This is a genomic window from Parvimonas sp. M20 (genome assembly GCF_035282425.1).
Classification (GTDB): Bacteria; Bacillota; Clostridia; order Tissierellales; family Peptoniphilaceae; genus Parvimonas.
Genome location: NZ_JAYKBQ010000004.1, coordinates 30,306 through 53,768 on the forward strand (window position 1 = coordinate 30,306; position 23,463 = coordinate 53,768).

At 27.8% G+C, this 23,463-nt stretch carries 28 protein-coding genes; 23 read left to right on the plus strand and 5 right to left on the minus strand.

Translation table 11 applies throughout. The features are described from left to right. Positions 1-10: 10 nt before the first annotated feature. Complete coding sequence (gcvT, locus tag VJI93_RS03065; RefSeq protein WP_323999245.1) at positions 11-1,114, minus strand: glycine cleavage system aminomethyltransferase GcvT; 1,104 nt, start codon at positions 1,112-1,114, stop codon at positions 11-13. A gap of 975 nt (positions 1,115-2,089) precedes the next feature. On the opposite strand from gcvT, the gene VJI93_RS03070 reads away from it, so the two are divergent. From VJI93_RS03070 to VJI93_RS03150, 17 genes are all read left to right on the plus strand, one after another. Next, positions 2,090-3,937 carry a lipase family alpha/beta hydrolase gene (locus VJI93_RS03070; protein ID WP_323999244.1) on the plus strand — a complete coding sequence of 616 codons (1,848 nt, stop codon included), beginning with the start codon at positions 2,090-2,092 and terminating at the stop codon, positions 3,935-3,937. 54 nt (positions 3,938-3,991) lie between these two features. Next, complete coding sequence (locus VJI93_RS03075; RefSeq protein ID WP_323999243.1) at positions 3,992-4,561, plus strand: hypothetical protein; 570 nt, start codon at positions 3,992-3,994, stop codon at positions 4,559-4,561. 256 nt (positions 4,562-4,817) lie between these two features. Beyond that, positions 4,818-5,372 carry a hypothetical protein gene (locus tag VJI93_RS03080; RefSeq protein ID WP_323999242.1) on the plus strand — a complete coding sequence of 185 codons (555 nt, stop codon included), beginning with the start codon at positions 4,818-4,820 and terminating at the stop codon, positions 5,370-5,372. A gap of 187 nt (positions 5,373-5,559) precedes the next feature. Then, the gene (locus tag VJI93_RS03085; RefSeq protein ID WP_323999241.1) at positions 5,560-6,129 is read left to right on the plus strand and encodes a hypothetical protein; all 570 of its coding nucleotides are present in this window, start codon (positions 5,560-5,562) and stop codon (positions 6,127-6,129) included. A gap of 20 nt (positions 6,130-6,149) precedes the next feature. Further along, a complete protein-coding gene (locus VJI93_RS03090; RefSeq protein WP_323999240.1) occupies positions 6,150-6,374 on the plus strand; it encodes a hypothetical protein in 225 nt (74 codons plus the stop codon). 13 nt (positions 6,375-6,387) lie between these two features. Then, positions 6,388-6,945 (plus strand): hypothetical protein, encoded by a 558-nt coding sequence (locus VJI93_RS03095; RefSeq protein ID WP_323999239.1) that lies wholly within the window; start codon positions 6,388-6,390, stop codon positions 6,943-6,945. A 134-nt stretch (positions 6,946-7,079) separates the two neighbouring features. Continuing rightward, the gene (locus VJI93_RS03100; RefSeq protein WP_323999238.1) at positions 7,080-8,195 is read left to right on the plus strand and encodes an ATP-NAD kinase family protein; all 1,116 of its coding nucleotides are present in this window, start codon (positions 7,080-7,082) and stop codon (positions 8,193-8,195) included. Between the two features lie 145 nt (positions 8,196-8,340). Then, positions 8,341-8,910, plus strand: coding sequence for a TetR/AcrR family transcriptional regulator (locus tag VJI93_RS03105; protein ID WP_323999237.1), 570 nt, complete (start codon positions 8,341-8,343; stop codon positions 8,908-8,910). An 86-nt stretch (positions 8,911-8,996) separates the two neighbouring features. Next, positions 8,997-9,773 (plus strand): hypothetical protein, encoded by a 777-nt coding sequence (locus VJI93_RS03110; protein ID WP_324009205.1) that lies wholly within the window; start codon positions 8,997-8,999, stop codon positions 9,771-9,773. Between the two features lie 307 nt (positions 9,774-10,080). Further along, complete coding sequence (locus VJI93_RS03115; protein WP_323999235.1) at positions 10,081-10,458, plus strand: YtxH domain-containing protein; 378 nt, start codon at positions 10,081-10,083, stop codon at positions 10,456-10,458. A 10-nt stretch (positions 10,459-10,468) separates the two neighbouring features. Beyond that, positions 10,469-10,939, plus strand: a complete 471-nt coding sequence (locus tag VJI93_RS03120; RefSeq protein ID WP_323999234.1) for a hypothetical protein — start codon at positions 10,469-10,471, stop codon at positions 10,937-10,939. A gap of 58 nt (positions 10,940-10,997) precedes the next feature. Beyond that, on the plus strand, positions 10,998-11,750 hold the full coding sequence (locus VJI93_RS03125; protein WP_323999232.1) for a formate/nitrite transporter family protein: 753 nt from the start codon (positions 10,998-11,000) through the stop codon (positions 11,748-11,750). Between the two features lie 11 nt (positions 11,751-11,761). Next, a complete protein-coding gene (locus VJI93_RS03130) occupies positions 11,762-12,124 on the plus strand; it encodes a winged helix-turn-helix domain-containing protein (protein WP_323999231.1) in 363 nt (120 codons plus the stop codon). A gap of 131 nt (positions 12,125-12,255) precedes the next feature. Next, a complete protein-coding gene (locus VJI93_RS03135) occupies positions 12,256-12,591 on the plus strand; it encodes a carboxymuconolactone decarboxylase family protein (protein WP_323999230.1) in 336 nt (111 codons plus the stop codon). A gap of 264 nt (positions 12,592-12,855) precedes the next feature. Then, a complete protein-coding gene (locus tag VJI93_RS03140) occupies positions 12,856-13,353 on the plus strand; it encodes a QueT transporter family protein (protein ID WP_323999229.1) in 498 nt (165 codons plus the stop codon). 148 nt (positions 13,354-13,501) lie between these two features. Further along, the gene (locus tag VJI93_RS03145; protein WP_323999228.1) at positions 13,502-14,323 is read left to right on the plus strand and encodes an undecaprenyl-diphosphate phosphatase; all 822 of its coding nucleotides are present in this window, start codon (positions 13,502-13,504) and stop codon (positions 14,321-14,323) included. Positions 14,324-14,424: 101 nt separating this feature from the next. Continuing rightward, positions 14,425-15,012 (plus strand): hypothetical protein, encoded by a 588-nt coding sequence (locus tag VJI93_RS03150; RefSeq protein WP_323999227.1) that lies wholly within the window; start codon positions 14,425-14,427, stop codon positions 15,010-15,012. Between the two features lie 353 nt (positions 15,013-15,365). On the opposite strand, the gene hpf is transcribed toward VJI93_RS03150, so the two are convergent. After that, a complete protein-coding gene (hpf, locus tag VJI93_RS03155) occupies positions 15,366-15,890 on the minus strand; it encodes a ribosome hibernation-promoting factor, HPF/YfiA family (protein ID WP_323999226.1) in 525 nt (174 codons plus the stop codon). Between the two features lie 251 nt (positions 15,891-16,141). Further along, the gene (locus VJI93_RS03160; RefSeq protein WP_323999225.1) at positions 16,142-16,327 is read right to left on the minus strand and encodes a hypothetical protein; all 186 of its coding nucleotides are present in this window, start codon (positions 16,325-16,327) and stop codon (positions 16,142-16,144) included. 235 nt (positions 16,328-16,562) lie between these two features. Between VJI93_RS03160 and ymfI the strand changes: the two genes are divergently transcribed. Both ymfI and rpsD read left to right on the plus strand, forming a co-directional pair. Next, the gene (gene ymfI, locus VJI93_RS03165; protein WP_323999224.1) at positions 16,563-17,300 is read left to right on the plus strand and encodes an elongation factor P 5-aminopentanone reductase; all 738 of its coding nucleotides are present in this window, start codon (positions 16,563-16,565) and stop codon (positions 17,298-17,300) included. A gap of 111 nt (positions 17,301-17,411) precedes the next feature. Continuing rightward, positions 17,412-18,011, plus strand: a complete 600-nt coding sequence (rpsD, locus tag VJI93_RS03170) for a 30S ribosomal protein S4 (protein WP_029950238.1) — start codon at positions 17,412-17,414, stop codon at positions 18,009-18,011. A gap of 160 nt (positions 18,012-18,171) precedes the next feature. On the opposite strand, the gene brnQ is transcribed toward rpsD, so the two are convergent. Beyond that, complete coding sequence (gene brnQ / locus VJI93_RS03175; RefSeq protein ID WP_323999223.1) at positions 18,172-19,452, minus strand: branched-chain amino acid transport system II carrier protein; 1,281 nt, start codon at positions 19,450-19,452, stop codon at positions 18,172-18,174. A 289-nt stretch (positions 19,453-19,741) separates the two neighbouring features. On the opposite strand from brnQ, the gene VJI93_RS03180 reads away from it, so the two are divergent. From VJI93_RS03180 to pepF, 4 genes are all read left to right on the plus strand, one after another. Then, entirely contained in the window at positions 19,742-20,398 is a 657-nt protein-coding gene (locus VJI93_RS03180) for a hypothetical protein (protein ID WP_323999222.1), read from the plus strand. 90 nt (positions 20,399-20,488) lie between these two features. Continuing rightward, positions 20,489-20,632 (plus strand): hypothetical protein, encoded by a 144-nt coding sequence (locus VJI93_RS03185; protein ID WP_324009206.1) that lies wholly within the window; start codon positions 20,489-20,491, stop codon positions 20,630-20,632. Continuing rightward, positions 20,616-21,191 (plus strand): DNA-3-methyladenine glycosylase I, encoded by a 576-nt coding sequence (locus tag VJI93_RS03190; protein ID WP_323999221.1) that lies wholly within the window; start codon positions 20,616-20,618, stop codon positions 21,189-21,191. Before VJI93_RS03185 ends, VJI93_RS03190 begins: the two co-directional genes overlap by 17 nt. 82 nt (positions 21,192-21,273) lie before the next feature. Continuing rightward, positions 21,274-23,067 (plus strand): oligoendopeptidase F, encoded by a 1,794-nt coding sequence (pepF, locus tag VJI93_RS03195; RefSeq protein WP_323999220.1) that lies wholly within the window; start codon positions 21,274-21,276, stop codon positions 23,065-23,067. A gap of 71 nt (positions 23,068-23,138) precedes the next feature. Here pepF and VJI93_RS03200 read toward each other — a convergent pair whose 3' ends face one another. Continuing rightward, a complete protein-coding gene (locus VJI93_RS03200; RefSeq protein WP_323999219.1) occupies positions 23,139-23,456 on the minus strand; it encodes an AzlD domain-containing protein in 318 nt (105 codons plus the stop codon). Positions 23,457-23,463 lie beyond the last annotated feature (7 nt).

Genomic DNA, 23,463 nt, shown 5'->3' on the forward strand with positions numbered 1-23,463 from the left:
AATAATTTAATTATTTTTTAAGAAACTTCTTGCTGATTAATACAGCAGGAACTTTTTTATTTCTGATTTCAACTTGAACTTCATTTCCTATTTCAGCTTGATCAGCATCAACAATTACATTCGCAATAGTTTTGCCTAATGTAGGGGACATATAACCAGTTGTTACAAATCCAATTTCTTTATCGCCTTTAAATACTTTCGCTCCATGTCTTGCAATACCTTTACCAGTTAATTCAAGACCGATTAATTTTCTAGGAACTCCAGCTTCTTTCATTTTTGTTAAAGGAGCCTTACCTATGAAGTCAGCCTCTTGTTTTAATTTTACAAAATAACCAAGACCTGCCTCAAGAGGAGTGATAACGTCGTCCATTTCATTTCCGTAAAGTGGAAGAGCTGCTTCAAATCTTAAAGTATCTCTACAACCTAAACCACAAGGCATAACTCCATCTTCTTTACCGATTTTTAGGATTTCATCCCATAATTTATTCATATTTTCACCAGAACCATATACTTCAAATCCATCTTCGCCTGTATATCCTGTACGTGAAACCAAGAATTTTCCGCAATCTCCAAGTTCAACATTTTCTTTAAAAGTGAAGAATTTTATTTCGTTTGCCAAATTAACATTTTTAGCTAATTTTTGTAAAACTTTTTCAGCCTTTGGACCTTGTAATGCAATTTGTGCAGTTTCTGATGAGATATTTTTAATTTCTACATCATAGTTTCCTTTTTGTGCTAAAAACCAAGCAAAGTCCTTATCTGTATTTGCAGCATTAACTACAATATACATATCATCTTGACCTTTTCTGTAAACTAGTAAATCATCTACAACTCCACCCTTTTCATTACATAATAAAGAGTAAATAACTTGTCCATCACCAATAGTTGTTAAATCATTAGTGATTAAATGATTTACATAGTCAAAAGCATCTTTACCTTTAACAGTAACTTCTCCCATATGGGAAACATCAAATAATCCGGCGTTATTTCTAACCGCATGATGTTCTGGAGCTAATCCTTCGTATTTTACAGGTAGTAACCAACCTGCATAATCAACAACTTCTCCTCCATATGAAACGTGTTTTTCGTACAATGGTGTTTTTTGTGCAGCCATATCAAATTCCTCCTTAAATTTTAATAGAAATCAATTACCTCTCATAAGATAACTCCTTTCCTTTAATGTAATTATAGTATAAAAAAATAAAAAATACAATAGTCTTTTCATAAAAACATAACAAGTTTTTTATCAAAGTAAATTTTTTGTTTAAAAAATTAACAAAAAAGAGTTACAAAAAAAGAAAAACGTTTTTATTTTAACTTATAGATTTGTAATATATAAAAAATATAACATTAAAAGTTAGAAAATTATATAAAAATAGAGAAGTTTTTTATAATTTCCTTCAAATACTTTATCTATAATCATATAATTGATAAGAAGTAGTATAACTATTAGTAAAAAAATAAAAAAAACTAATTTTTTTAAAAGATTTTTAAAAAATTAAAATAAAATCAAATTTTTTTATAAATTTTTTTTAATTTTACAGAAAATATGTTACAAAAGTTAAAATAATCAAAAAATAATGACTTAATGTCAAATTTTTCTATTTGAAATAATTAATATATAACTAACTAAAAATTGGCTTGAGAAAAATATAAAAAGATTGTACTTTATAAAAGCAGATTGAAATTACGACTACACCCTTAAAAATTTAATATTATTAGCTGAAAAATAAATTAACACTAAAATATATTTGATTGATACTTTCATAAATGAGGATAGAATGTTAGATATTTATAATGAAAGATGTCTAAATTTGATATTTTACATCAAAAGATTGATACAGAAAGTGATATATTATATTAAAGTCTAATAGAAAAACTACTAAAAAGTTTTCATTTATTATTGAACTCTGAAACTTCATATGATATAATAGCCACAATATTTGTTATAAAGTTAAAAGTGGTTTTCGAAATGAAATATTATCTAGATTCTTAAAAACAAAAAATAGAGATAAAAAAAATTACATAATTAATTATGTAGTATATGTTTTATAAAAAATTAAAAATTATCAAAAATATGGAGGGAAATATGAAAAGAACGAGAAAAATATTAGGATTTTTATTAGCATTATGTTTGGTACTTCCAATTGCACCACAGTATTTGTATGCAAAGGATTATAATATCAAATTAGAAGAAAAAGCTAATGAAAAAGTCCAAAAAAATAATGGGATTAATCAAGAAAATAATAACAGTGCTCAAAATAACAATAATGAAAATTCTAATTATAGCACAGAGGGCACAAATCCAATTATAATAATTCCGGGAATTATGGGAAGCAGATTGTTTACAAGTGAAGACTGTAATGATAATACAAAGGCTTGGGAGCCTAATGCGGGGTGGTTCCTTTATGATATTATAATGTTGAGAAAAAGATTAAAAGCAGAAAATCATTTATTTGTCCGTTCATGTGAAAATCAACAAAAATATAGTGAAGGAGCTAAAGGTGGTTATGAACGTGAATATGGAGCTGATGGTACATATAAAACATTGGTAGATAGTATTTGTAAAAAATTTCCAAACAGAGAAGTCTATGTTTTTAGCTATGACTGGAGAAAAAGTAACTCAATAAGTGCTGAAAAACTGAACAAAGAAATTCAAAAAATTTTACAAGAAACAGGAAAAACGAAAGTTGATATAGTTGCACACTCTATGGGGGGACTTGTTGCTTCATCATATTATTCAAAATATGGCAGTGGAAAAGTGGATAAAATAATTACCTGTGGTACACCTTATGAAGGGGCTCCTAGTCTTATTAATGCAGTTATGAACTGGGATGTTTTAGGCAAACCTCAAGATAATATGGGAAAAAGAGATTTTTACGATTTAGTGCTTGGAACTTTAGGAGGAATGACAAGAAAAATAAAATCTTCATTTGATGGAGTTGTTGAGCTTATGCCTACTAAAAATTATGTAAGTAAATTCCCTATGAAACAAGACTCTTGGCTACCTTTCAATATTGGAGATTATGATTTAAGCTATAAAGAATATGTAAAGAGACACTGCAATAGAATATTTGGAAAAGAAAGATATTCATCTGCCGTAAATTTTCAAAATAGTATTTTAGAAAATGGACACAATAAATTACTTAACTATGATAAATCGTATTTTCTTATAGGAACAAATCAAAAGACTATTACCTCAATAAAATTTCAATATTCTAGATTAGAAGAAAATTATGATGGGGTGGATAGAAGATACTATGAAACTGATTTGAATTACAGTACATTGGGAGATGGAACGGTACCATATTATTCAGCAAGTATCTCAGAGCAATTAGATAAACCTCAATATTATTCAAGAACGAAAGTTGCAAATGCAAATCATGGAGATGTTATAGAAAAGAAAGAATGTATAGATTGGATATTAGATGTATTATCAAGTAATTCAGATAAAAAGTCATTGGAAAAGTGGAGTCTTCAAAATGACAAATCCACTGTTGATTTGTCAGAGGAAAGTCTTGCTGAACAATACTATGCCGTAATAAGAGTATCCGGTCCGGTAGATATAACAACAACGAAGGGTAATGAAGTACTATCTTCAGATAAAAATAATTTAAAACTAAAAGCAAAATATGGAAGATTAGATCTTTTAGGTAGAAAAAGAGATACAAAGATGCTATGTTTAGATGAAAATTCAGATATAAATATAAAATTAATCGGAAAAGACACAGGAACTATGAGGTACACAATAAGATATTTTGATAGGAATGATAAATTATTGGATGAAAGAACTTTTGAAATATCTGTTACAAAAGATATGGTAATTAGAACAGGAATAAACAAAGATAAAGATACAGTTTTACAAATAGATAAAAACAAAGATGGAAAAGTTGATGAAAAGATTTCTGCATCAAAAAATGAAAATATTAAAAAATAGAAAAAAATGAAGTGGGAGAATTTACTTCTCTCACTTCTTAAAAAGGAGTTAAAAATGAATATATTATCTATATATAGTTTTTTTTCAATTCTATTTTTGCCGAAGGATTTTTCATTATTTGATGATATACTTCCACTATGGTTTTTTTGGGAATTACCAATATTTTGGCCTTTTGTTATACCTATAGTAACTGTATTTTATTCAATAGCATCATACCTTATTATGTTATATTTAAAAATAGATAATCCATTAAAAAAACTTAGAAAAACAATAATAAAAGTAACTTTTTTTGGGTTTTTATGTGATATAATTGTTGTTGTAATGTTATTGTTAGTTGCATGGGGTGGAATAATATTTATTAGTCCGACATCAAATTTTTATCACTGGTATAAAAATATTTTTTTAGATAGTTTAGGAAAAAACGTATTTGGAAATATATTTGCTTTTTTAGTATTGAGTTTTACGATTCTATTATCAAGGGTGTTAAATTATAAATTGAATAAAAAATTTACATTTTCAAAACTTGATATAGAAGAAGAAAACAAGAAAAAATTAGCACTAGCCACAGCAATATTTACAGCACCATATATATTTTTCTTTTCATTTAAAAATACTTTTATCTAGAGCGGAAAAACAAGAAAAAGTCGGTATTAGCTTTAGTAATATTTATAGCACCATATATTTTTCTTTTAAATAAATGGTTAAATAATATGTTTTTTTTGATGAGTGTAATTGAAAAAAATCTAGTCCTTCAAGTTGATAAAAATAAAGATGGAAAAGTTGATGAAAAGATTTCTGCATCAAAAAATGAAAATATTAAAAAATAGAAAAAATCAAGTGGGAGAAGTAAATTCTCTCACTTCTCAAAAAGGAGGTAAAAATGAATATATTATCTATATATAGTTTTTTTTCAATTTTATTTTTGCCAGGTGATTATGGAGAATTTGATTTTATCATACCATTATGGGCTTTTTGGGCATTTCCTCCTTGTTGGATTGCTATTATACCAATTACTGCTATATTATGTTCAATAGTAATGTATTTATCTTTACGATATTTGAAAATAAATAATCGTTCTAAAATACTTAGAAAAACAATAATAAAGGCAACTTTTTTTAGCTTTTTATGTGATTATATTGTCGTTGTACTTATATATACACTTGAATCAGGACAAGATTTTATTAATCCAAAATCAGATTTTTATCATTGGTATAAAAATATATTTCTAAGAGCATTGGAAAGAAATCCGTTTTCGAATGTATTTGCATTATTACTGTTGTGTTCTATAATCATATTATTAAGGATTATAAATTATAAGTTGAATAAAAGATTTACATTTTCAAAGCTTGAAATAGAAGAAGAAAACAAGAAAAAATTAGCACTAGCCACAGCAATATTTACAGCACCATATATATTTCTTATTCCTCTAGGATAATTCATATATGACTAACCAGAAAAGATATAGTAATTAAGAGTTACACAATAAGATATTTTGATAGAAATGATAAATTATTGGATGAAAGAACTTTTGAAATATCTGTTACAAAGGATATGGTAATTAGAACATAAATAAAGATAGTGGGAGAAGTAAATTCTCTCACTTCATAAAAAAGGAGTTAAAAATGAATATATTATCCATATATAGTTTTTTTTCAATTTTATTTTTTAAAGGTGGCATAATAGATCTTGATCTTGTCATACCATTATGGGCTTTTTGGTTATTTCCTGTTTGTTGGATTGCTATTATACCAATTACTGCTGTATTATGTTCAATAGTAATGTATATATCTATGTTACGTTTGAAAATAAATAATCGTTTGAAAATACTTGGAAAAACAATAATAAAAGTAATTTTTTTTAGAGTATTATGCGATTTAATTGTTGTTGGATTTTTACTCTTACTTGAAACAAGACAAGATTTTATTAATCCAAAATCAGATTTTTATCATTGGTATAAAAATATATTTCTAAGAGCATTGGAAAGAAATCCATTTTCGAATATATTTGCATTATTACTGTTGTGTTCCATTATCCTATTATTAATGATTTTAAATTATAAGTTGAATAAAAGATTTACATTTTCAAAACTTGATATAGAAGAAGAAAATAAGAAAAAATTAGCACTAGCCACAGCAATATTTACAGCACCATATATATTTCTTTTTCCTATAGAACTATTCATATATGACTAATCATAAAAGATATAGAGAATATGAGTTATACAATAAGATATTTTGATAGAAATGATAAATTATTGGATGAAAGAACTTTTGAAATATCTGTTACAAAGGATATGGTAATTAGAACCGGAATAAACAAAGATAAAGATACAGTTTTGCAAATAGATAAAAATAAAGATGGAAAAGTTGATGAAAAAATTTCTGCATCAAAAAATAGAAAAAATGAAGTGGGAGAAGTAAATTCTCTCACTTCTTAAAAAGGAGGTAAAAATGAATATATTATCTATATATAGTTTTTTTTCAATTCTATTTTTTAAAGGCGGTCTAATAGATCTTGATCTTGATATACCAATATATGTTTTTTGGGTATTCCCTGTTTCTTGGATTGCTATTATACCAATAACTGCTATCTTATGCTCAATAGTAATTTATATATCTATGTATCGTTTGAAAATAAATGATTGCTTTTCAATCTTCGTAAAAACAATAATAAAACTAACTTGTTTTAACTTTTTATGTGATTTAATTGTTATTGTATTTATATATTTAGGAGGTTTTGGAATAGAGAGTATTACTAGTACCAATCCAGAATTTTATCATTGGTATAAAAATATATTTCTAAATGCTTTACAAAGAAATCCTTTTTCGAATGTATTTTCATTGCTATTCTTGAGTTCTATAATCCTATTGGTAAGGATTATAAATTATCAATTAAATAAAAGATTTACATTTTCAAAACTTGATATAGAAGAAGAAAATAAGAAAAAATTAGCATTATCCATAGCAATATTTACAGCACCATATATATTTTTCTTAACTACAAGCTAATTCATATATGACTAATTAGAAAGTGTATAAAACTATGAATGAAGGTATTTTTACATTTGATGTTTTTAGGGTATAAAATTTTTATAAAATAATTACATAATAAATAATTAGATGAGCAAATAGAGGAGGACATTATGAAAAAAATTGGACTTTTGGTAAATCCTATTGCTGGAATGGGTGGTAGAGTGGGACTTAAAGGAACTGATGGAGCAGATATTTTAGAAAAAGCAATTTCACTTGGTGCTGTTCAAGAGGCTCCTGAAAAGGCAAAGAAAGCTTTAGCTAAAGTTGTTGAATTAAAAGATAAGTTTAAAATTTATACTGCAAGTGGTCTAATGGGAGAAGATGAATGTAAAGAGCTTGGACTAAATTATGAAGTTGTCTATAATTCAGCTGAAAAATCTTCAGTTACAGATTCAAGAGAGCTTTTGAAATACTTTTTAGAAAATGGTATTGATTTGATTTTCTTTGTAGGTGGAGATGGAACCGCAAGAGATGTTTATTCCATTATCGAAGATAAAATAGCTGTAATCGGAGTTCCTGCAGGAGTAAAAATTCATTCACCTGTTTATGGCAATACTCCTGAACAAGCTGGAAGTCTGCTTTTTGAAGTTATAAATGGTGTTGAACTACCTGTAATTGAAAAAGATGTTGTGGATATTGACGAAGATGCATTTAGAGATGATAGAGTAGAAGTTAGACTTTACGGTTATTTAAAAGTACCTTTTGATCAAAGATATTTACAAAACAAAAAATCACAAACTCCTCAATCAGATAGCGATGCTCAAGTTTCAATTGCATGTGATATAATTGATGATATGAAAGATGATATCTTTTATATAATTGGATCAGGAACAACTCCTATGTACATTATGAAAGAATTGGACTTACCGTACACTGTATTGGGTGTCGATATAATAAAAAATAAAAAACTTGTGAAAAAAGATTGTAGCGAAAAAGACATACTTGAAATAATAGGAGATGAAAGAGCTATTTTGATTGTAACCCCAATGGGTGGTCAAGGCTATGTTTTCGGTCGTGGAAATCAACAATTAAGTGCAAATGTTTTAAGAAAGATAGACAAAAGAGACATTATAATAATTGCGACAAATGGGAAATTGGAGAGTATAACATCAAGACATCTAGTAGCTTACACAATGGATGAAGAAGTGGATAAAAAATTAAAAGGCTACTATAGAGTTAAAATCGGATATGAAAGAGAAAAAATGATGTTAGTGGATAATGAATAAAAAATTAGGCGATAGGAATATCGTCTTTTTTATTAAAAATATTTTTATAATTTTCTATTGACATAAATGAAATAAATTGATATGATATGAATGAATATAAAAATAAATTCATTCATATCATATTTTAAAGAAAGGAGATAAACCTATGTCAGAGGATAAAAAAATTCTTTTGAAAAAATCAGCATATAATGTTTTTTCAAAAAAAGGCTATAAAGCTACGGGCATTTCTGAAATAGCAAAAAAAGCTGGAATGGCTGTGGGTTCTTTTTATAATTATTATGATAGCAAGGAAGAAATATTTTTAGATGTCTATGTTGATGAAAATAATCGTGTACGACAAGTTATGATTGATGAAATTGACTGGAAAGGAGATATGGGAGAGCTTGTAGTTCAAATTTTTGCTTTGAGCCGAAAATTCGTTTCTTCAAATAAAATTCTTAGAGAATGGTATAATCCAATTATTTCTACTGAATTGCATAATTACTATTATTCCAAAGATGGACAAGATAGGAATCCATTCCATAAATTTTTAGTGGATACTTTTACTAATCGTATGTTGGCTGAAAATTATTCAGAGGAAAAAATTCAAGAAGTTCTTAAAGTTTATAAACTTTTTTACTATATGGATACACATATCACTGAAAATGAATTTCCAGAAATAAGTAAAACAATAGAACTTTTGGCAACTTATTTTGTAAAAGGACTTGAAAAATAATGAGTAGAGTTCTTTTTTTAAGAAACTAAATGAATGAATTTTCGCTTTTGTTCATTCATTTATAAAATAAATTCTATTATTATAAAATGAAAGGAAAAATTATGAAAGGACGTTCAAAAATGTTAAAAATTTTAATATCAATCTTAGTAATTGGTACTATTGCTTGCTTTATTACTTGGGGAATAATATCATATCTTGGTAGTACAGAAATATTACAAGTAAAATCAATTGAAAATACTGGTGGAAATGTATATCTAATTCGTTTAACAAAACCTCAAAAGAAGGGTTGGACAGCAGGCTCTTATGCAAAGATTACTTTGCCAGAAGTTGAAAAGAAAGATAAAAGAATACGTTGGTTAACTATTACAAGTTTAGATAATGAAGATGAACTTGTATTACTAACAAAAAATAGCGGAAGTGCTTTTAAGAAAAATTTAACAAGTTTATCACAAGGTTCAGAAGTAAAAATAAGTTGGATAGGCTCTAAATTAAAAATTAAAGATGAAAATTCACCACTTGTACTTTTTGGATCAGATGTAGGTATTGCTACTATAAGGCCTATTGTAAAAGAGTGGGCAGGGAAGAGGGAAATTATTTTAAATCATTTTGATAAAAATGTTTTGGCTTTTGATAACGAACTGTCAGATTTATCTTCAAAAAATGAAAAGTTAAATTATAGTAGAAGTAATAGCCTTGAACAAAGTAAGGAAAAACTAGAAGAGGCTGTAAACAAATATGGAAATAAAGCAATTTATATTTTAACTGGACAGCCAGATGATGTTGAATCAATGAGTAAATATCTAAAAGAAAAAGGAATTGATAATAAGCAAATTAAAATAGATAAGTTTAGAGGTTTAAAATAAATTTTTTTAATCTAATTTTTTAGAAAATTTTTAAAATAATGGAGGTTTAATTCTCCATTATTTTTTATTCATTTTTATTTAGTACTACCTTTTTGAACTAAAGTGTGTTATAATAATATTGTCTAAGGTTCCTGTCTGATTATGCCTACAGAATTTATAAGGGATTACGGAGTTCTTACTTTGATGGCAGCTCTGTTATGGAGAAACCGTGAGATTTAAGACAGTTTGCCCACCTTCAAATATGAAGGTTTATATAATGACAGGGACCAAAAGACTTTATTAATAAATAATAATTAGGAGGTTTTTTATGAGCTTAGTAAAGTATATTGAACAAAGACGTTTAGAAAAAGAAAGAGAAGTTAGAAGAAAAATAAGAAAAGAAAAATTAACAAGTGCTGCAAAAATTGCTGCAGGAGTTGCTGTTGGTGCAGGAGTTGGAATCTTGTTTGCTCCTAAGTCAGGAAAAGAAACAAGAGAAGATATTGTCAAAGCAACTAAAGAGGGCGTTGGATATGTAAGTGAAAATGTGAATTGTGCAGTTAAGGCTGTAGCTGAAAAAGCTAGAGAAGTTAAAGAAGCTGTTGGAGAAAAATATGATAATTTCGCTAATAGAAATATGACTGAAATATCTCCTGAAGTTGACGAAATAGATGTTACAGAGATAGCTGAAACAACAGAAGAATAGTGAGGGAAAAATGGTAACTATTGATTTAGATTTAACTTTAAGAGTTATTCTTTATTTAGTAGCGATAGTTTGCTTGTTAGCATGTATTTGTTTCTTTATTAAATTGATAAAGGTTTTTGGAAAAATAAATACGATTTTGGAAAAGAGCGAAGAAGGATTAGTTTCAAGTGCCGAAAAATTGCCAAGTTTAGTTGAAAATGCTGATAAGGCTATTGCTAATGCTAATGAAATTCTTGAAAAGACAGATGAAATTTTAGCCGATACAAAGGATAATATAACTGAGAGTGTCGAAAACATCAATTTAACTCTTGAAAATGTAAGAGATATTACTGATGATGTTACAACATCTACTAGATTTGTTGCAGAACAAGTTGTTGATACTACACTAGACATTAGAGAAAATGTCGATATGATGGTCGACAAAGTAGATATGATTATGAATATTATAGAAACTATTAAATCTTATTTTAAGAAAAAATAATTTTTATACTATCGACTTTTGATAGATTTCTGTTTTTTTATAAAGATAGGAGGACATTATGGGAGTTATAGGAAAATCAGAATTGTTGGAATCATTGTATAAAATTGGAGAGGGAAAGGCTAGTTATAAGTTATATAAAATGCTGGTTTTAGCATTTTTAGCAGGATTGTTTATTGCATTGAGCGGACTTTCTTATGTAGTTGTTAATACGGGAATGGCGAGTTTAAACGCAACTTATGGAAAATTTATTTCAGGGATTTGTTTCTCTTTTGGGCTTTTTGCTGTAGTTGTTGCTGGTGCTGATTTATTTACAGGAAATGTTTTGATGTTAGCTCCTGCATTAGGAAAGAGAATTACATTTCCAAAGATGTTTAGAAATTGGGTATTTGTTTACCTATTTAACTTTGTCGGTTCAATTTTTGTATCACTAGTTGTTTATTTCGCAAGTGTTATGACACCGGAAATGCTTGCGTTTTTACATAAAATTACTGTTGCAAAAACTACAGAAAGTTTTACAGTTCTTTTATTCAAGGGAATAGGATGTAATATTTTTGTTTGCTTGGGTGTTTGGATGTCCTATGCATGTAAAGATGGAGTTTCAAAATTCTGTGCCTGTGCAATATCTGTTATATTATTTTTGATTTGTGGATTTGAGCATAGCATTGCGAATATGTTCTATCTTTCATATTCTTTTATAATATCAGATATAAGTGCCGGTGCAGTTATATATGATTTAATTCCTGTTACAATAGGAAATATAATTGGAGGAAGTATAGTAGCTATTAGTTATTATCTTGCTTATAAAGAATAGGAGTTGTAATTATGTTGGAATTTCCAAAAAAAATTAATGTAAAATTAACTTTGTATAATGAAGATTATTCGTTTGGAAATGGGTTATACAGACTACTTTTGTTGATTGATGAATATAAGTCAGTTAATAGGGCATGTAAAGAAATGCGAATGGCATATTCTAAAGCTTACAAAATGATAGTTCGCTCTGAAAAAGATTTAAACTGTAAACTTCTTGTTGGAAAAATCGGGGGAAAAGGTGGCGGTGGATCAACACTCACACCAGAAGCGAGAGAATTACTAGACTTATATGAAAAATTAAATCTAAAGACAAAAGAATTTGTAGCAAAAGAAATTGCAAATTTTGAAAAGAAAATTGATGAAACGGAGAGTTAAAAATCTCCGTTTTTTTGAATAAAATAATTTTACATATATCCATAAGAAAACATTATAACTTATTAGTAATTAAATTTAATTAAAGCTGGGTATGTTATATTATACAAAAATATATAAGGAGGTCTTTTAAGATGGATCATGTAAAAGGATTAGAAAATGTAGTTGAAAATTCAAAGAATTTAGCAGGAGCTCTACCTAATGAAATAAAAGCTTTTAGAAATTTTTCTGGAGAAGTTTTCAAAGATGGGGCATTAACTGTAAAAGAAAAAGAATTTATAACACTTGGAATTGCAATTGCTGTTCGTTGTGAAGGCTGTATTGAAGCCCATGTAAGAAATCTTATTAATTTAAAAGTTACGAGAGAAGAAATTGCAGAAATTATTTCAGTTGCAGTTGTTATGGGCGGTGGACCTTCAACGGTCTATGGAGCAAAGGCTTTAGAAGCATTTGACCAATTATCTAAATAAGAACCTCACCCTCCCACGATACTTTTGCATCGGGTGGGTGCCCGGGAACCTTGTTGCTTTGCAATAAAAATAAATTATAAAAAGTGGTAATATCACCACTTTTTTTGTTGAAAAAATATTTTTTTTATGTTAAAATTATACGGTAATTTTTATAGAAATTAAATTTAAAAGATTAGTGTTTTGCTTGGCACCCACTTTAAAAATCAAGTGCTGGGGCACTGTGCCCTTTTTTTGTTGAACAAAGCACTCCAAAAAGGAGGAAATATGGACGTAAAAAAAATTACAAGACAGGGAATGGTTGCAGCAATTTATGTTGTTTTAACAATTATTTCAGAATCTTTTGGATTGGGATATGGAAGTTTACAATTTAGACTTTCAGAAACTTTAGCAATTTTGCCATTTTTTAATCCGGAATACACAATAGGGGTAACATTAGGTTGTTTTTTAGCAAATATTGCAAGTACAGTAGGAATTGTCGATATGGTTGTCGGAACTTTGGCAACTTTTGTAGTTGCATTGATTATGACTAAAATCAAAAACTTCTATTTAGCTTGTTTAGTTCCTGTAATTGTAGGAATGGTTCCAATAGCATTGGAAATATATCTTATGTTGCCAAACCCGGTAGGATTTTGGGGTATATTAGGGGAACTAATGCTTTCAGAGGCTTTAGTTATCTACGCAGTAGGAGTTCCTGTTTTTTATATTTTATGTAAAAATAAAGCTTTGACAAAAGCTTTAGAATTTAAAAGAAAAATTAGATAAGTAGAAATTGGTGTGCTTGTTCATGCCAATTTTTTTATCCTAAAAATTAAGTTAACTGTAAAAATAAATAAATATACTAAAAGACCTTTTCAAATTTAGCAAAATGTGGTAAACTTTGATTGTATATTTATTATTAAGGAGAAATATTATGTGGTTTTTTGATATAATTAAAGTCATTATTTTAGGTATTGTTGAAGGAATTACAGAATGGTTACCTGTCAGCAGTACGGGTCATATGATTTTAGTTGACGAATTTTTGAAATTAAATCAGTCTGCTGAATTTAAGGAGATGTTTTTAGTTGTTATTCAACTTGGGGCGATTCTTGCAGTAGTAATTATGTATTTTAATAAGTTGAATCCTTTTTCTAAAAAGAAAACTAAGGAACAACAAAAAGATACAATTAATATGTGGTTAAAGGTTATTGTCGGAGTTATTCCTGCAGGAGTGTTGGGAGTACTTTTTGATAAAACTTTGGAAAAATATTTTTATAATTTCCCTACAGTTGCGTTTACTTTAGTTTTATATGGTATTTTATTTATAGTTGTTGAGAACAATCCAAATTTAAAGAAACAAAATGTAAAAAGATTTGAAGATTTAAGTTATTCACTAGCTTTTTATGTAGGATGTTTTCAAGTTTTAAGTTTAATTCCGGGAACTTCAAGATCAGGAGCTACGATTATTGGTGCATTGATTCTTGGACTTTCAAGAAGTTTGGCTGCAGAATTTTCATTTTTTATGTCAATTCCAGTTATGTTTGGAGCAAGTTTATTAAAACTTAGAAAATTTGGCTTTGCATTTAACTTTTTCCAATTTTTCATCTTATTACTTGGAATGTTAGTGGCATTTGTGGTTTCTGTTATGGCAATCAAAATGTTGATGAAATATATTAAAAAGCATGACTTCAAAGTCTTTGGATATTATAGAATAGTACTTGGTGTAATTTTAATTCTATATTATATTATCCACTAATATAATTTAAAAATTGATATAAAAAGTTAAGTAGAAGATTTCTATTTGACTTTTTTTGTTATATTTGGTAAACTGAGTTAACATAATAAAGGAGGATATCTATGAAAAAAAGATTTCTAATTACAGCATTAGCGATTTGTTTTTGTGGAGCTCTTGTTTCTTGTAAGCCAAAGGAACAATCTGAAGAAAAATCGAAAGATAATAGTCAAGTAAATGTAAAAGAGAAAAAAGTTAAAGAAAACACTAAAGAAGATAATTCAGAAAAAAAGCCTGAAGAAAAACCAAAAGAAAAACCTGAAGAAAAAAAAGAAGAAAAGGGTTTGAATTTTATTGCAAAAGATTTGGGAAATAACGATGTGAAAAAAGTTGTATCTAAAGGAGATAAAATGTCCTTTGATATCTATACTGTTGGAATGAATTTTACGATAAAATTAGATGGAAAAGAGTATTCTGCAGAAGATGCTATTTCAAAAGGAATTTTTGATGAGGATAAACTTATTGAAAAACTCGAAAAAGATAAAGAAGACAAAAAATGCACGACTGAAATTTATAAAGATGGTGGTACTATAATATATAGATATAAAGATTATTCTATTGTAAAATACAATACTGTTGATGGAGATGAAGATATGTATTTTACAAGAGAAAAAGATTTAGAGTCTTTGGAAAAAATATTAAGTAAAAACTAGGTTAAAAAGGTCAACAACTGAGAGATTGTTGACTTTTTTATAACTTTTAAAAAGTAAAAAATTGTCTAAAAAGCAAAAAAATTTCAAGTCATAATAATTTGCAAAGTAATGCTCCCAACACGCCATTTCTACCGAAACGAAGCGTTGCTGAGTGTAGTAGTGAAATCTCCTAAAGCCCCTAGGATATCAAGAAGCTTTGTATAGAAAAATACTCTTTAAAGTATAAAATTTCCGCAAAAAAATCGCAGAATCTAATCTGCGATTTTTATTGTGAAACAACAAGGTTCCCGGGCACCCACCCGATGCGAAGAATCGTGGAAGGGTGGGGTTCTTATTAAAACTTATTTTATTACTTAATCAGCTATTATTAAACCATAATGTCCATCTTTTCTTTTATAAAGAACATTTGTTTTATAATCTTTTGCATTTTTGAAAATGAAAAAGTCATGGTTTAAAAGTTCTATTTGTAAAATGGCTTCTTCTTCAGACATTGTAGCTACGTCAAAGTTTTTAACTCTTACAATTTTTGATTCTTCTTCTTCCAAAGGTTCAGCTATTTTTTCAAATCTTATAGTTTCTAATGCTTGATATTTCTTCTGTAATTTAGTTTTGTTTTTCCTTATTTGTCTTTCAAGATTATCCAAAACTATATCTATTGAAGTGTACATATCATTTGTACTTTCTTCTGCTCTAAGTATTGTACTGTTTGGTAAATAAATTGTAGCTTCAAAAATTTTATCATTTTTAACTGCACTGTAAGTAACTTTACCTTCGATATCTTTAGAGAAAAATTTATCCAATTTTTCAAATTTTTTAGCAGTAATTTCTCTCAAAGCATCAGTAACTTCAATGTTTTTACCTATAAATTTTAACTTCATACAAATACCTCCCTAACATTTTTTATAATTACATAAAATGTAAATATAACGTTACTTATATTATACCATATTTTTTCATTAAATACCTAAATTGAAACTAAAATTTTTGTTTTATATTTTTTTAATATACTTAATTAATATCTATTATAAAATGATATTTTATTGAAAGTAAAAAAATCCATAAATACGATGTAAACAAAGTAAAAATGGATTTTATAGATATATTTTATAAAGATATTTTTAAAAGAAATTTAACGCATAAAAAATACTTTATATATAGCAAATAGTAATACTAAAGCTAATAGGATATACCCGATACAAACAAAATATTTAGTCGGTCTTGCAGATTTATCCATTTTATATAATTTAGTTTCCACATACGCAAGTCTTGCTATCGCTATTACAAATAATATACGTAAGATTAAATTAGCATCCATTTTAAATCCCCCCTTTAAATATTTTTTAGTGAGTACATATTATATAATTGCACTATTTTTGTTCTCAAGTTCTTTGTTATTTAATTAAACAATCTTTAAATTGATAAATTATAATCATATTTTTTTTGTAATTTATAGAATTATTATATCACAGAATATAAATTTATAAAAGTCTTATATTAAAAATATTTTTATGATATAATATTATTTTAAGGATGTGTTTAAAGGAGATATTATGAAAAGAGATACTGTACTTATAACTGGCTCATCAAGGGGAATTGGCTCTGCGATTGCAAAGACTTTGGCAAAAGAAAATTATAATATAGTCATAAACTACAAAGAAAATGAAGTAGAAGCTAAAAAAGTTTTTGAAGAAATAAAAACATATAATCCAAATGTCTTGATGATAAGAGCAGATATAAGAAAAACTAACGAAGTTGAAAATATGTTTAATGAAATAGAAAAAGTATTTGAAAGTGTTGATATTTTGATAAATAATGCTGGAATTGCAAGTGTGAGATTTTTTCAGGATATTACAGAAGAAGAGTGGGAAGATATCTTTAATGTAAATGTACATGGTTCATATCGTTGCATAAAAAGAGCTATTCCTTCAATGATTAATAATAAATATGGAAAGATAATCGGAATAAGTTCAATATGGGGAGTTACTGGTGGATCACTTGAAGCACATTACTCAGCGACTAAGGGTGCAATTATTTCTATGAATAAGGCTCTTGCAAAGGAGCTTGGGTATTCTGGTATAACTGTAAATACAGTTGCACCAGGTGGAGTTGATACTGATATGTTGAAAAATTTACCAAAGGAGAGTATTGACGAATACTGCTCTGAATTTCCTTTACAAAGACTTGCTAAGCCAGAAGAAATTGCAAATGTTGTAAAATTTTTAATTTCAAAAGAGGCTTCTTATATAACAGGACATGTTTTAAATGTAAATGGAGGAGCTTTTATTTGAAAAATATTGAAAAAAACATAAAAAAGCTATTTACAAAAGATAAAAAAAGTTGTATAATTTATCCGTGGCTATAAATTATCGCGGCAAATAATTTATGGGGAGTATGAAAATATGGCAAAAATGATGGGACCTAGATTTAAACAATCAAGAAGACTAGGCTTAAACGTATGCGGACACCCAAAAGCTAACAAAAGAATGGGTAAAGGTCTTGCAAGAAACGACAAAAAATTAACAGAATATGGTTTACAATTACTTGAAAAGCAAAGATTAAGAGCTTACTATGGAGTAATGGAAAAACAATTCAGAACTTATGTAGAAAAAGCACTTAGACAAAAAGAACGTATAACAGGGGATGCTCTTGTTATGATGTTAGAAACAAGATTAGATAATCTTGTTTACAGAATGGGATTTGCTTCTTCAATTAGACAAGCAAGACAAATGGTAGTTCATGGACATATGCTTGTTAATGGAAAGAAAGTTGATATACCTTCATACGCGGTACAAGTTGGAGATGAAATCACTTTAAGAGAAAAATCACAAAAAGTTGAAATGTTCAAAGAAAACTTTGAATCTACATTCTTAGGAGTTGTTCCTTACATCGAAAAGAAAGAAGGATTAAAAGCAACTTTAACAAGAATGCCTGAAAGAGACGAAGTTCCTATTGAAATTCAAGACTCATTAGTAGTAGAATTCTACTCAAGATTAATTTAACAAAACAAAGCACGAATTATCGTGCTTTTTGTTTGCAAAAATATAAGAACCTAACCATTCCACAATGCTTCGTATTTGGTGCCAGAGAACCTTGTTGTTTCACAATAAAAAGTGATGTATTAGACTTTACATCACTTTTTTCTTTAAAATTTATTAAAATTTATTTCTCTTTCATAAACAATGCTATTACAAACGCTATAAAACTTGGAATTATCCAGTTAAAACCTACACTACTTAATGGTAAGATAGTTATAAATTCAAAAAGTCCAGATTGTTCATAAAGCACTTGAATAAAACTTATTGTAACTGCTGTAAATGTTGGAAGTTTAAAGATTAAATCATTTTTAATTCTGTCTTTAAAAAACGCAAGTATTATTAAAATAATTGTTGGCGGATAAACAACTGCGAGTATTGGAGCACCTATTTTTACAATTCCTTTAACTCCAATTATGGCAGTTACAGTTCCAAATAAACATATACAAAGTATAAATGTAGAATATTTTATTTTTCCTTTTGTAATATTTACTAAATATTCTCCAGATGCAGATGTAAGTCCTATTGAAGTTGTTAAACAAGCAAGGAATGATGCCAAACCTAAGGCGATTTTTCCTGCATTTCCTAAAAGGTTTTGTGTTACATTTACAATTATTTGTGATTGTTCAACATCAATTCCATATTTTGTAGAAACAGTTGCTCCTAAATATGTAAGTCCACCATAAATTAATCCTAAAGTAGTGCAAGCGATAAGACCTGATTTAAACAACATTTTTATTTGTTGTTTTGGTTCACTGTAGCCTTTATTTTTTAGTGTTAGCATTAAAACTGATCCTACTGCCAAAGATACAAAACAATCCATTGTTTGATAACCGTCAATCAACCCTTTTCCTAAAACACTGTTTATTTTAGCAGTTTCTGCAGGGGCACCAAGTGGAGAAATAATTCCTTTAACAATTATTACAACAAGTGCAAGAATTAAAAAAGGAGTTAAAAATTTTCCAATAATATCAACAACCTTTGATGGTCTAACAGTTAAAAAATAAGTTAGCGTAAAGAATATTACAGCTACGGCTGTTATAGTATATATGTTATGAAATCCCAATATCGGTTTGATTCCCATTTCATAAGCTGTTGCACCCGTTCTTGGAATTACAAGAAGAGGTCCTACACACATAATAACCATAAAACTTAAAACTAATGCTGGTGTTTTTCCAATTGGGCTAAAAAATTTCATTATATCACATTCATAGCATGTAACTGCCATTAAAGCCACAAGAGCAAGACCTACAGCTGTAACTGTAAAACCCAAAAATGTTATAAACCATGAACTACCGGAAAGAACTCCCAAATATGGGGGAAAAATCAGATTTCCTGCTCCAAAAAACATTGCAAAAAGTGCAAAACCAAACGTTAACATATCAATTATGCTATTTTTTTTGTTCATTACATTCTCTCTCCTTAAAAATAAAAAAACTAAAATATCAAAACTTACAAAATTTTGTATTTTGCATAACAATATTTTACAAGAAATTCAGAAAAAACTCAATACTAAAAGTGGTGTTTGTAAAAATTTTTTTAAATATATTTTATTAATTTTTATAATCTTAAAGTAAGTTATTGCAATTTACAACATAATAATTTAATTTGATATCACTTGAAATCAGAAATGCTATATGGTATAATTTAGTTGGGGTGGAATATTTTAGTATTTGATTGATTGTAGGAGGATTTTTATGAAAACAAAAAGAATTATAATATTTAGCTTTTTCTTCATATTGGTATTATGGTCTTTTAGTACAAATAAATCCATAGCTAAAGATGTTCAAGACGAAATTCAGGATAAAGAGAAGGCATTGTCAAAAGAAGTAGATTTTGCTTCTGATGCCATTGCAAAATTTTATAACAATAGAGATTTGGGGGAAAAAAATAATTTAGAGTCCTATTTTTCAAAGGATGTCCTAAAACTTATGAATTATAAAATTAAGTATAATAATTTAAAGAGTAAAGAATTGGACAATTATTATTATAGATACGAAGTTACAGTAAAACCTGTTGAAGTTGAAAAGTGGAAACAAGATGGAAATATTTTTAACTTTAAATTGCAGGTTATTACTAAATTTACTTATTCTAAATCGGATGAAATTAGTGGTAATTCTTTAGTTTTAGAATTTACTGTTTTTAAAGATAAAGAAGGTAATTTAAAGATTACAAGATGTTACCAAAGTATTCATTCTGAAGTTAATGAAGCAAAATTCTATGATATGCTTTCTAAAAACGAAGATGTAGATAAATGGTTAAATGAAAATTTTGAAGAAGCGAAGAAAGATTTGGAAAAATCAAAGGATTATTTTGGATTAGACTTTTACAGAATTATTGCAGTTTTTGATTAATAAAATTTTAAGTTAAATTTAAGATATTTGTATTAAAATCGGGTTATAAATGATTAATTATCATTTTATCTCGATTTTTTTACATAAATAATGTTATTAATATTATATAATAATTTAATGAAAAAACTTTGTAAATATGTTAGAATAGGTAATGTAAAAGAAAATACTCTTGAACAGTTCTTTTATTATAAAATAGCAATTAAATTAAGGAGTAGTCATGGAAAAGAAAATTAAGAGATGTAGTTGGGCGAATTATAATCAACTTGAACAGAAATACCACGATGAGAAATGGGGAATCCCTGAATTTAACGATAAAGAACTATTTAAGATGCTTTGTTTAGAGGGAATGCAAGCGGGGCTTAGCTGGGTTACCATACTAAATAAAATGCGAGCGTTATGTGAATCCTATGATGATTTTGACCCTGAAATAGTTGTAAACTATAATGAAAAAAAGGAAGAAGAGCTTCTTCAAAACGAAGGAATCATACGCAATCGTTTGAAAGTGAAATCTGTTGCAATTAATGCAAAAGCTTACTTTAAGGTATGTGAGGAGTTCGGTTCATTTAGCAACTATTTATGGGGCTTTGTAGATCATAAGCCTATTATCAATTATTGGAAATTAATTGAAGAAGTTCCTGCAAAAACGGAGCTTTCTGAAAAAATAAGCAAAGATTTGAAAAAAAGAGGCTTTAAGTTTGTTGGCTCTACTATTGTATATGCTTTTATGCAAGCTGTAGGAATGGTTAATGATCACCTTTTAGATTGTGATTTTAGAAGAGTGGATAAAGAATAGATTTTTATAATAAACTAATGAAAAAACTTTTTAAATATGGTAGAATAGATATTGTAGAAGAAAACATTTTTGGAGGTATGATATGAAAAGAAATGAAGTTGATAAAATTTTAACTTGGAATTTGAGTGATCTTTTTAAAACAGAAGAAGATTACAAAAAAGCTCTTAAGGAAATAGTAGATAAAACAGATGAGCTAGTAAAGATTTATGAAGGAAAACTTGACTGTTATTGTACTATAAATAGCTGTTTGGAAGATTTAAAACCTATTTATGTATTGATTGATTTAACTGCAAGTTATGCAAGTTTGGATTATGAAACAGATTTAGGTGGAAAAGAAGCATTCGAAAGAATGGTAGATTTTGAAAATACAATAGCTCCGGTTTATGCAAAACTTAGTTTTGTTGAAACTGAAATTCTAGCAAATGATAAGAAAATTATAGAAAAAGCAATGGAAGAAAATTCTGAAAACAGAAGATTTTTAGAAAAACTTTTAGATAGAAAAGATCATACTTTATCAAAAGAAGTAGAAAGTACACTTTCAGCTTTGTCAGGAAGTTTTGAAACTCCTTACAGAGTTTACCAACAATCAAAAATGCAAGACTTATCTTTTGAAGATGTTGAAGTAAATGGTGTAAAAACACCAATGACTTACAATGTTTTTGAAGGAAGCTATGAAGTTAATGCTAATACTGAATTTAGAAGAGATGCTTTTAAAAAATTCTACAAAACTTTAGAAAAATATGAAAATACTTTTGCAAGTGCATATTATAGCAATGTTCAACAAGATAAGGCAATGTCTAAAGTTAGAAAATACGACAGTGTTTTTGATTATCTTCTATCTTCACAAGAAGTTACAATGGATATGTACAATAGACAATGTGATGTTATTATGGAAAAACTTGCACCTCATATTAGAAAATATGCAAGACTTTTAAAGAGAGTAAATAAATTAGATAAAATGACTTTTTCTGATATGAAAATGCCTCTAGACTCAGAATTTCAAAAAGTTTACAGCATTGATGAATGTAAAAATATGGTTATTGAAGGACTATCTGTTTTAGGAAATGATTATAAGGCTTATTTGGAAAGAGCTTTTGATAATAGATATATAGACTATGTTGACAATGAAGGAAAGGCTTCAGGGGCTTTCTGTGCAAGTCCTTATAAAGTTCATCCTTATGTCCTTTTAACTTGGTCAGGAAATATGTCCGATATTCTTACAATCGCTCATGAACTTGGACATGGTGGGCATTTTTCACTTTGCCATCAAAATCAAAATATTTTAAATGTTGATTGTTCAACTTATTTTGTAGAAGCACCATCAACAACAAATGAATTGATTATGGCTCATTATTTACTTGAAAATGCAAAGACTGATAGGGAAAGAAGATGGATTATTTCTGAAATAATCTCAAAAACATATTATCATAATTTCGTAACACATTTCTTAGAAGCATATTATCAAAGAGAGGTTTATAAAATTATAGATAAAGGTGGCGCTGTTGATGCTGAAACTTTAAATACAATCTTTAAAGAAACTATGGAAAAATTCTTTGGAGAAGATGTAGAACTTGTAGATGGAGTTGAAAGAACTTGGATGAGGCAACCTCATTACTACATGGGACTTTATTCATATACTTACAGTGCAGGTTTAACAATTGGAACACAAATGTGTCTAAATATTTTAAAGGATAATTCAAAGGCAAAACAATGGATTGAAGTTTTAAAAGCTGGTGGAAGCAAAAATCCAGTAGATCTTGCAAAAATGGCAGATGTTGATATTACAACAGATAAGCCACTTCTTAATACAATAGAGTATATTGGAAGTCTAATTGACGAAATGGAAAGATTAACTGATAAGATAGAAAAAGAATAATTTACAAAAGGTACTGATTAAATCAGTATCTTTTTTTGTACAAAAATAGGAGCTTAAAGCTCCCTAAATGCTTATATAAAAATATTCATATAAAGAAATGTTGTTAGTATTGATGCAAACACAGTAAGTACCATATTTCTAGTTATATATGAAACTACTGAAGCAACCCCAATTGTAACTACATACATTAATTTGTTAGCTGACTCTGCAACTAAGACTTCTCTTAAAATCAGTACAGACATTGAAGTATAAGGTACTATTTTAAAGAAAGTCATCAATTTTTTATTAAAAGTTTTTCCTTTGAGAAAGAATAATGGAAGAACTTTTGGAATAATTGTTACAGCAGCGGCAATTAATGTGCCGACGATATAATAGTAATATTTGCCCATAATTTCT

Coding starts and splice junctions, on each gene's coding strand:
- VJI93_RS03135 (WP_323999230.1), top strand. CDS start 12,256: ATGGATCATGTAAAAGGATTAGAAAATGTAGTTGAAAATTCAAAGAAT.
- VJI93_RS03200 (WP_323999219.1), bottom strand. CDS start 23,456: ATGGGCAAATATTACTATTATATCGTCGGCACATTAATTGCCGCTGCT.
- VJI93_RS03100 (WP_323999238.1), top strand. CDS start 7,080: ATGAAAAAAATTGGACTTTTGGTAAATCCTATTGCTGGAATGGGTGGT.
- rpsD (WP_029950238.1), top strand. CDS start 17,412: ATGGCAAAAATGATGGGACCTAGATTTAAACAATCAAGAAGACTAGGC.
- hpf (WP_323999226.1), bottom strand. CDS start 15,890: ATGAAGTTAAAATTTATAGGTAAAAACATTGAAGTTACTGATGCTTTG.
- VJI93_RS03080 (WP_323999242.1), top strand. CDS start 4,818: ATGAATATATTATCTATATATAGTTTTTTTTCAATTTTATTTTTGCCA.
- VJI93_RS03180 (WP_323999222.1), top strand. CDS start 19,742: ATGAAAACAAAAAGAATTATAATATTTAGCTTTTTCTTCATATTGGTA.
- VJI93_RS03150 (WP_323999227.1), top strand. CDS start 14,425: ATGAAAAAAAGATTTCTAATTACAGCATTAGCGATTTGTTTTTGTGGA.
- VJI93_RS03070 (WP_323999244.1), top strand. CDS start 2,090: ATGAAAAGAACGAGAAAAATATTAGGATTTTTATTAGCATTATGTTTG.
- VJI93_RS03095 (WP_323999239.1), top strand. CDS start 6,388: ATGAATATATTATCTATATATAGTTTTTTTTCAATTCTATTTTTTAAA.
- VJI93_RS03105 (WP_323999237.1), top strand. CDS start 8,341: ATGTCAGAGGATAAAAAAATTCTTTTGAAAAAATCAGCATATAATGTT.
- gcvT (WP_323999245.1), bottom strand. CDS start 1,114: ATGGCTGCACAAAAAACACCATTGTACGAAAAACACGTTTCATATGGA.
- VJI93_RS03120 (WP_323999234.1), top strand. CDS start 10,469: ATGGTAACTATTGATTTAGATTTAACTTTAAGAGTTATTCTTTATTTA.
- VJI93_RS03085 (WP_323999241.1), top strand. CDS start 5,560: ATGAATATATTATCCATATATAGTTTTTTTTCAATTTTATTTTTTAAA.
- VJI93_RS03075 (WP_323999243.1), top strand. CDS start 3,992: ATGAATATATTATCTATATATAGTTTTTTTTCAATTCTATTTTTGCCG.
- VJI93_RS03145 (WP_323999228.1), top strand. CDS start 13,502: ATGTGGTTTTTTGATATAATTAAAGTCATTATTTTAGGTATTGTTGAA.
- VJI93_RS03090 (WP_323999240.1), top strand. CDS start 6,150: ATGAGTTATACAATAAGATATTTTGATAGAAATGATAAATTATTGGAT.
- VJI93_RS03110 (WP_324009205.1), top strand. CDS start 8,997: ATGAAAGGAAAAATTATGAAAGGACGTTCAAAAATGTTAAAAATTTTA.
- VJI93_RS03130 (WP_323999231.1), top strand. CDS start 11,762: ATGTTGGAATTTCCAAAAAAAATTAATGTAAAATTAACTTTGTATAAT.
- VJI93_RS03160 (WP_323999225.1), bottom strand. CDS start 16,327: ATGGATGCTAATTTAATCTTACGTATATTATTTGTAATAGCGATAGCA.
- brnQ (WP_323999223.1), bottom strand. CDS start 19,452: ATGAACAAAAAAAATAGCATAATTGATATGTTAACGTTTGGTTTTGCA.
- VJI93_RS03140 (WP_323999229.1), top strand. CDS start 12,856: ATGGACGTAAAAAAAATTACAAGACAGGGAATGGTTGCAGCAATTTAT.
- pepF (WP_323999220.1), top strand. CDS start 21,274: ATGAAAAGAAATGAAGTTGATAAAATTTTAACTTGGAATTTGAGTGAT.
- VJI93_RS03115 (WP_323999235.1), top strand. CDS start 10,081: ATGAGCTTAGTAAAGTATATTGAACAAAGACGTTTAGAAAAAGAAAGA.
- ymfI (WP_323999224.1), top strand. CDS start 16,563: ATGAAAAGAGATACTGTACTTATAACTGGCTCATCAAGGGGAATTGGC.
- VJI93_RS03190 (WP_323999221.1), top strand. CDS start 20,616: ATGGAAAAGAAAATTAAGAGATGTAGTTGGGCGAATTATAATCAACTT.
- VJI93_RS03185 (WP_324009206.1), top strand. CDS start 20,489: ATGTTATTAATATTATATAATAATTTAATGAAAAAACTTTGTAAATAT.
- VJI93_RS03125 (WP_323999232.1), top strand. CDS start 10,998: ATGGGAGTTATAGGAAAATCAGAATTGTTGGAATCATTGTATAAAATT.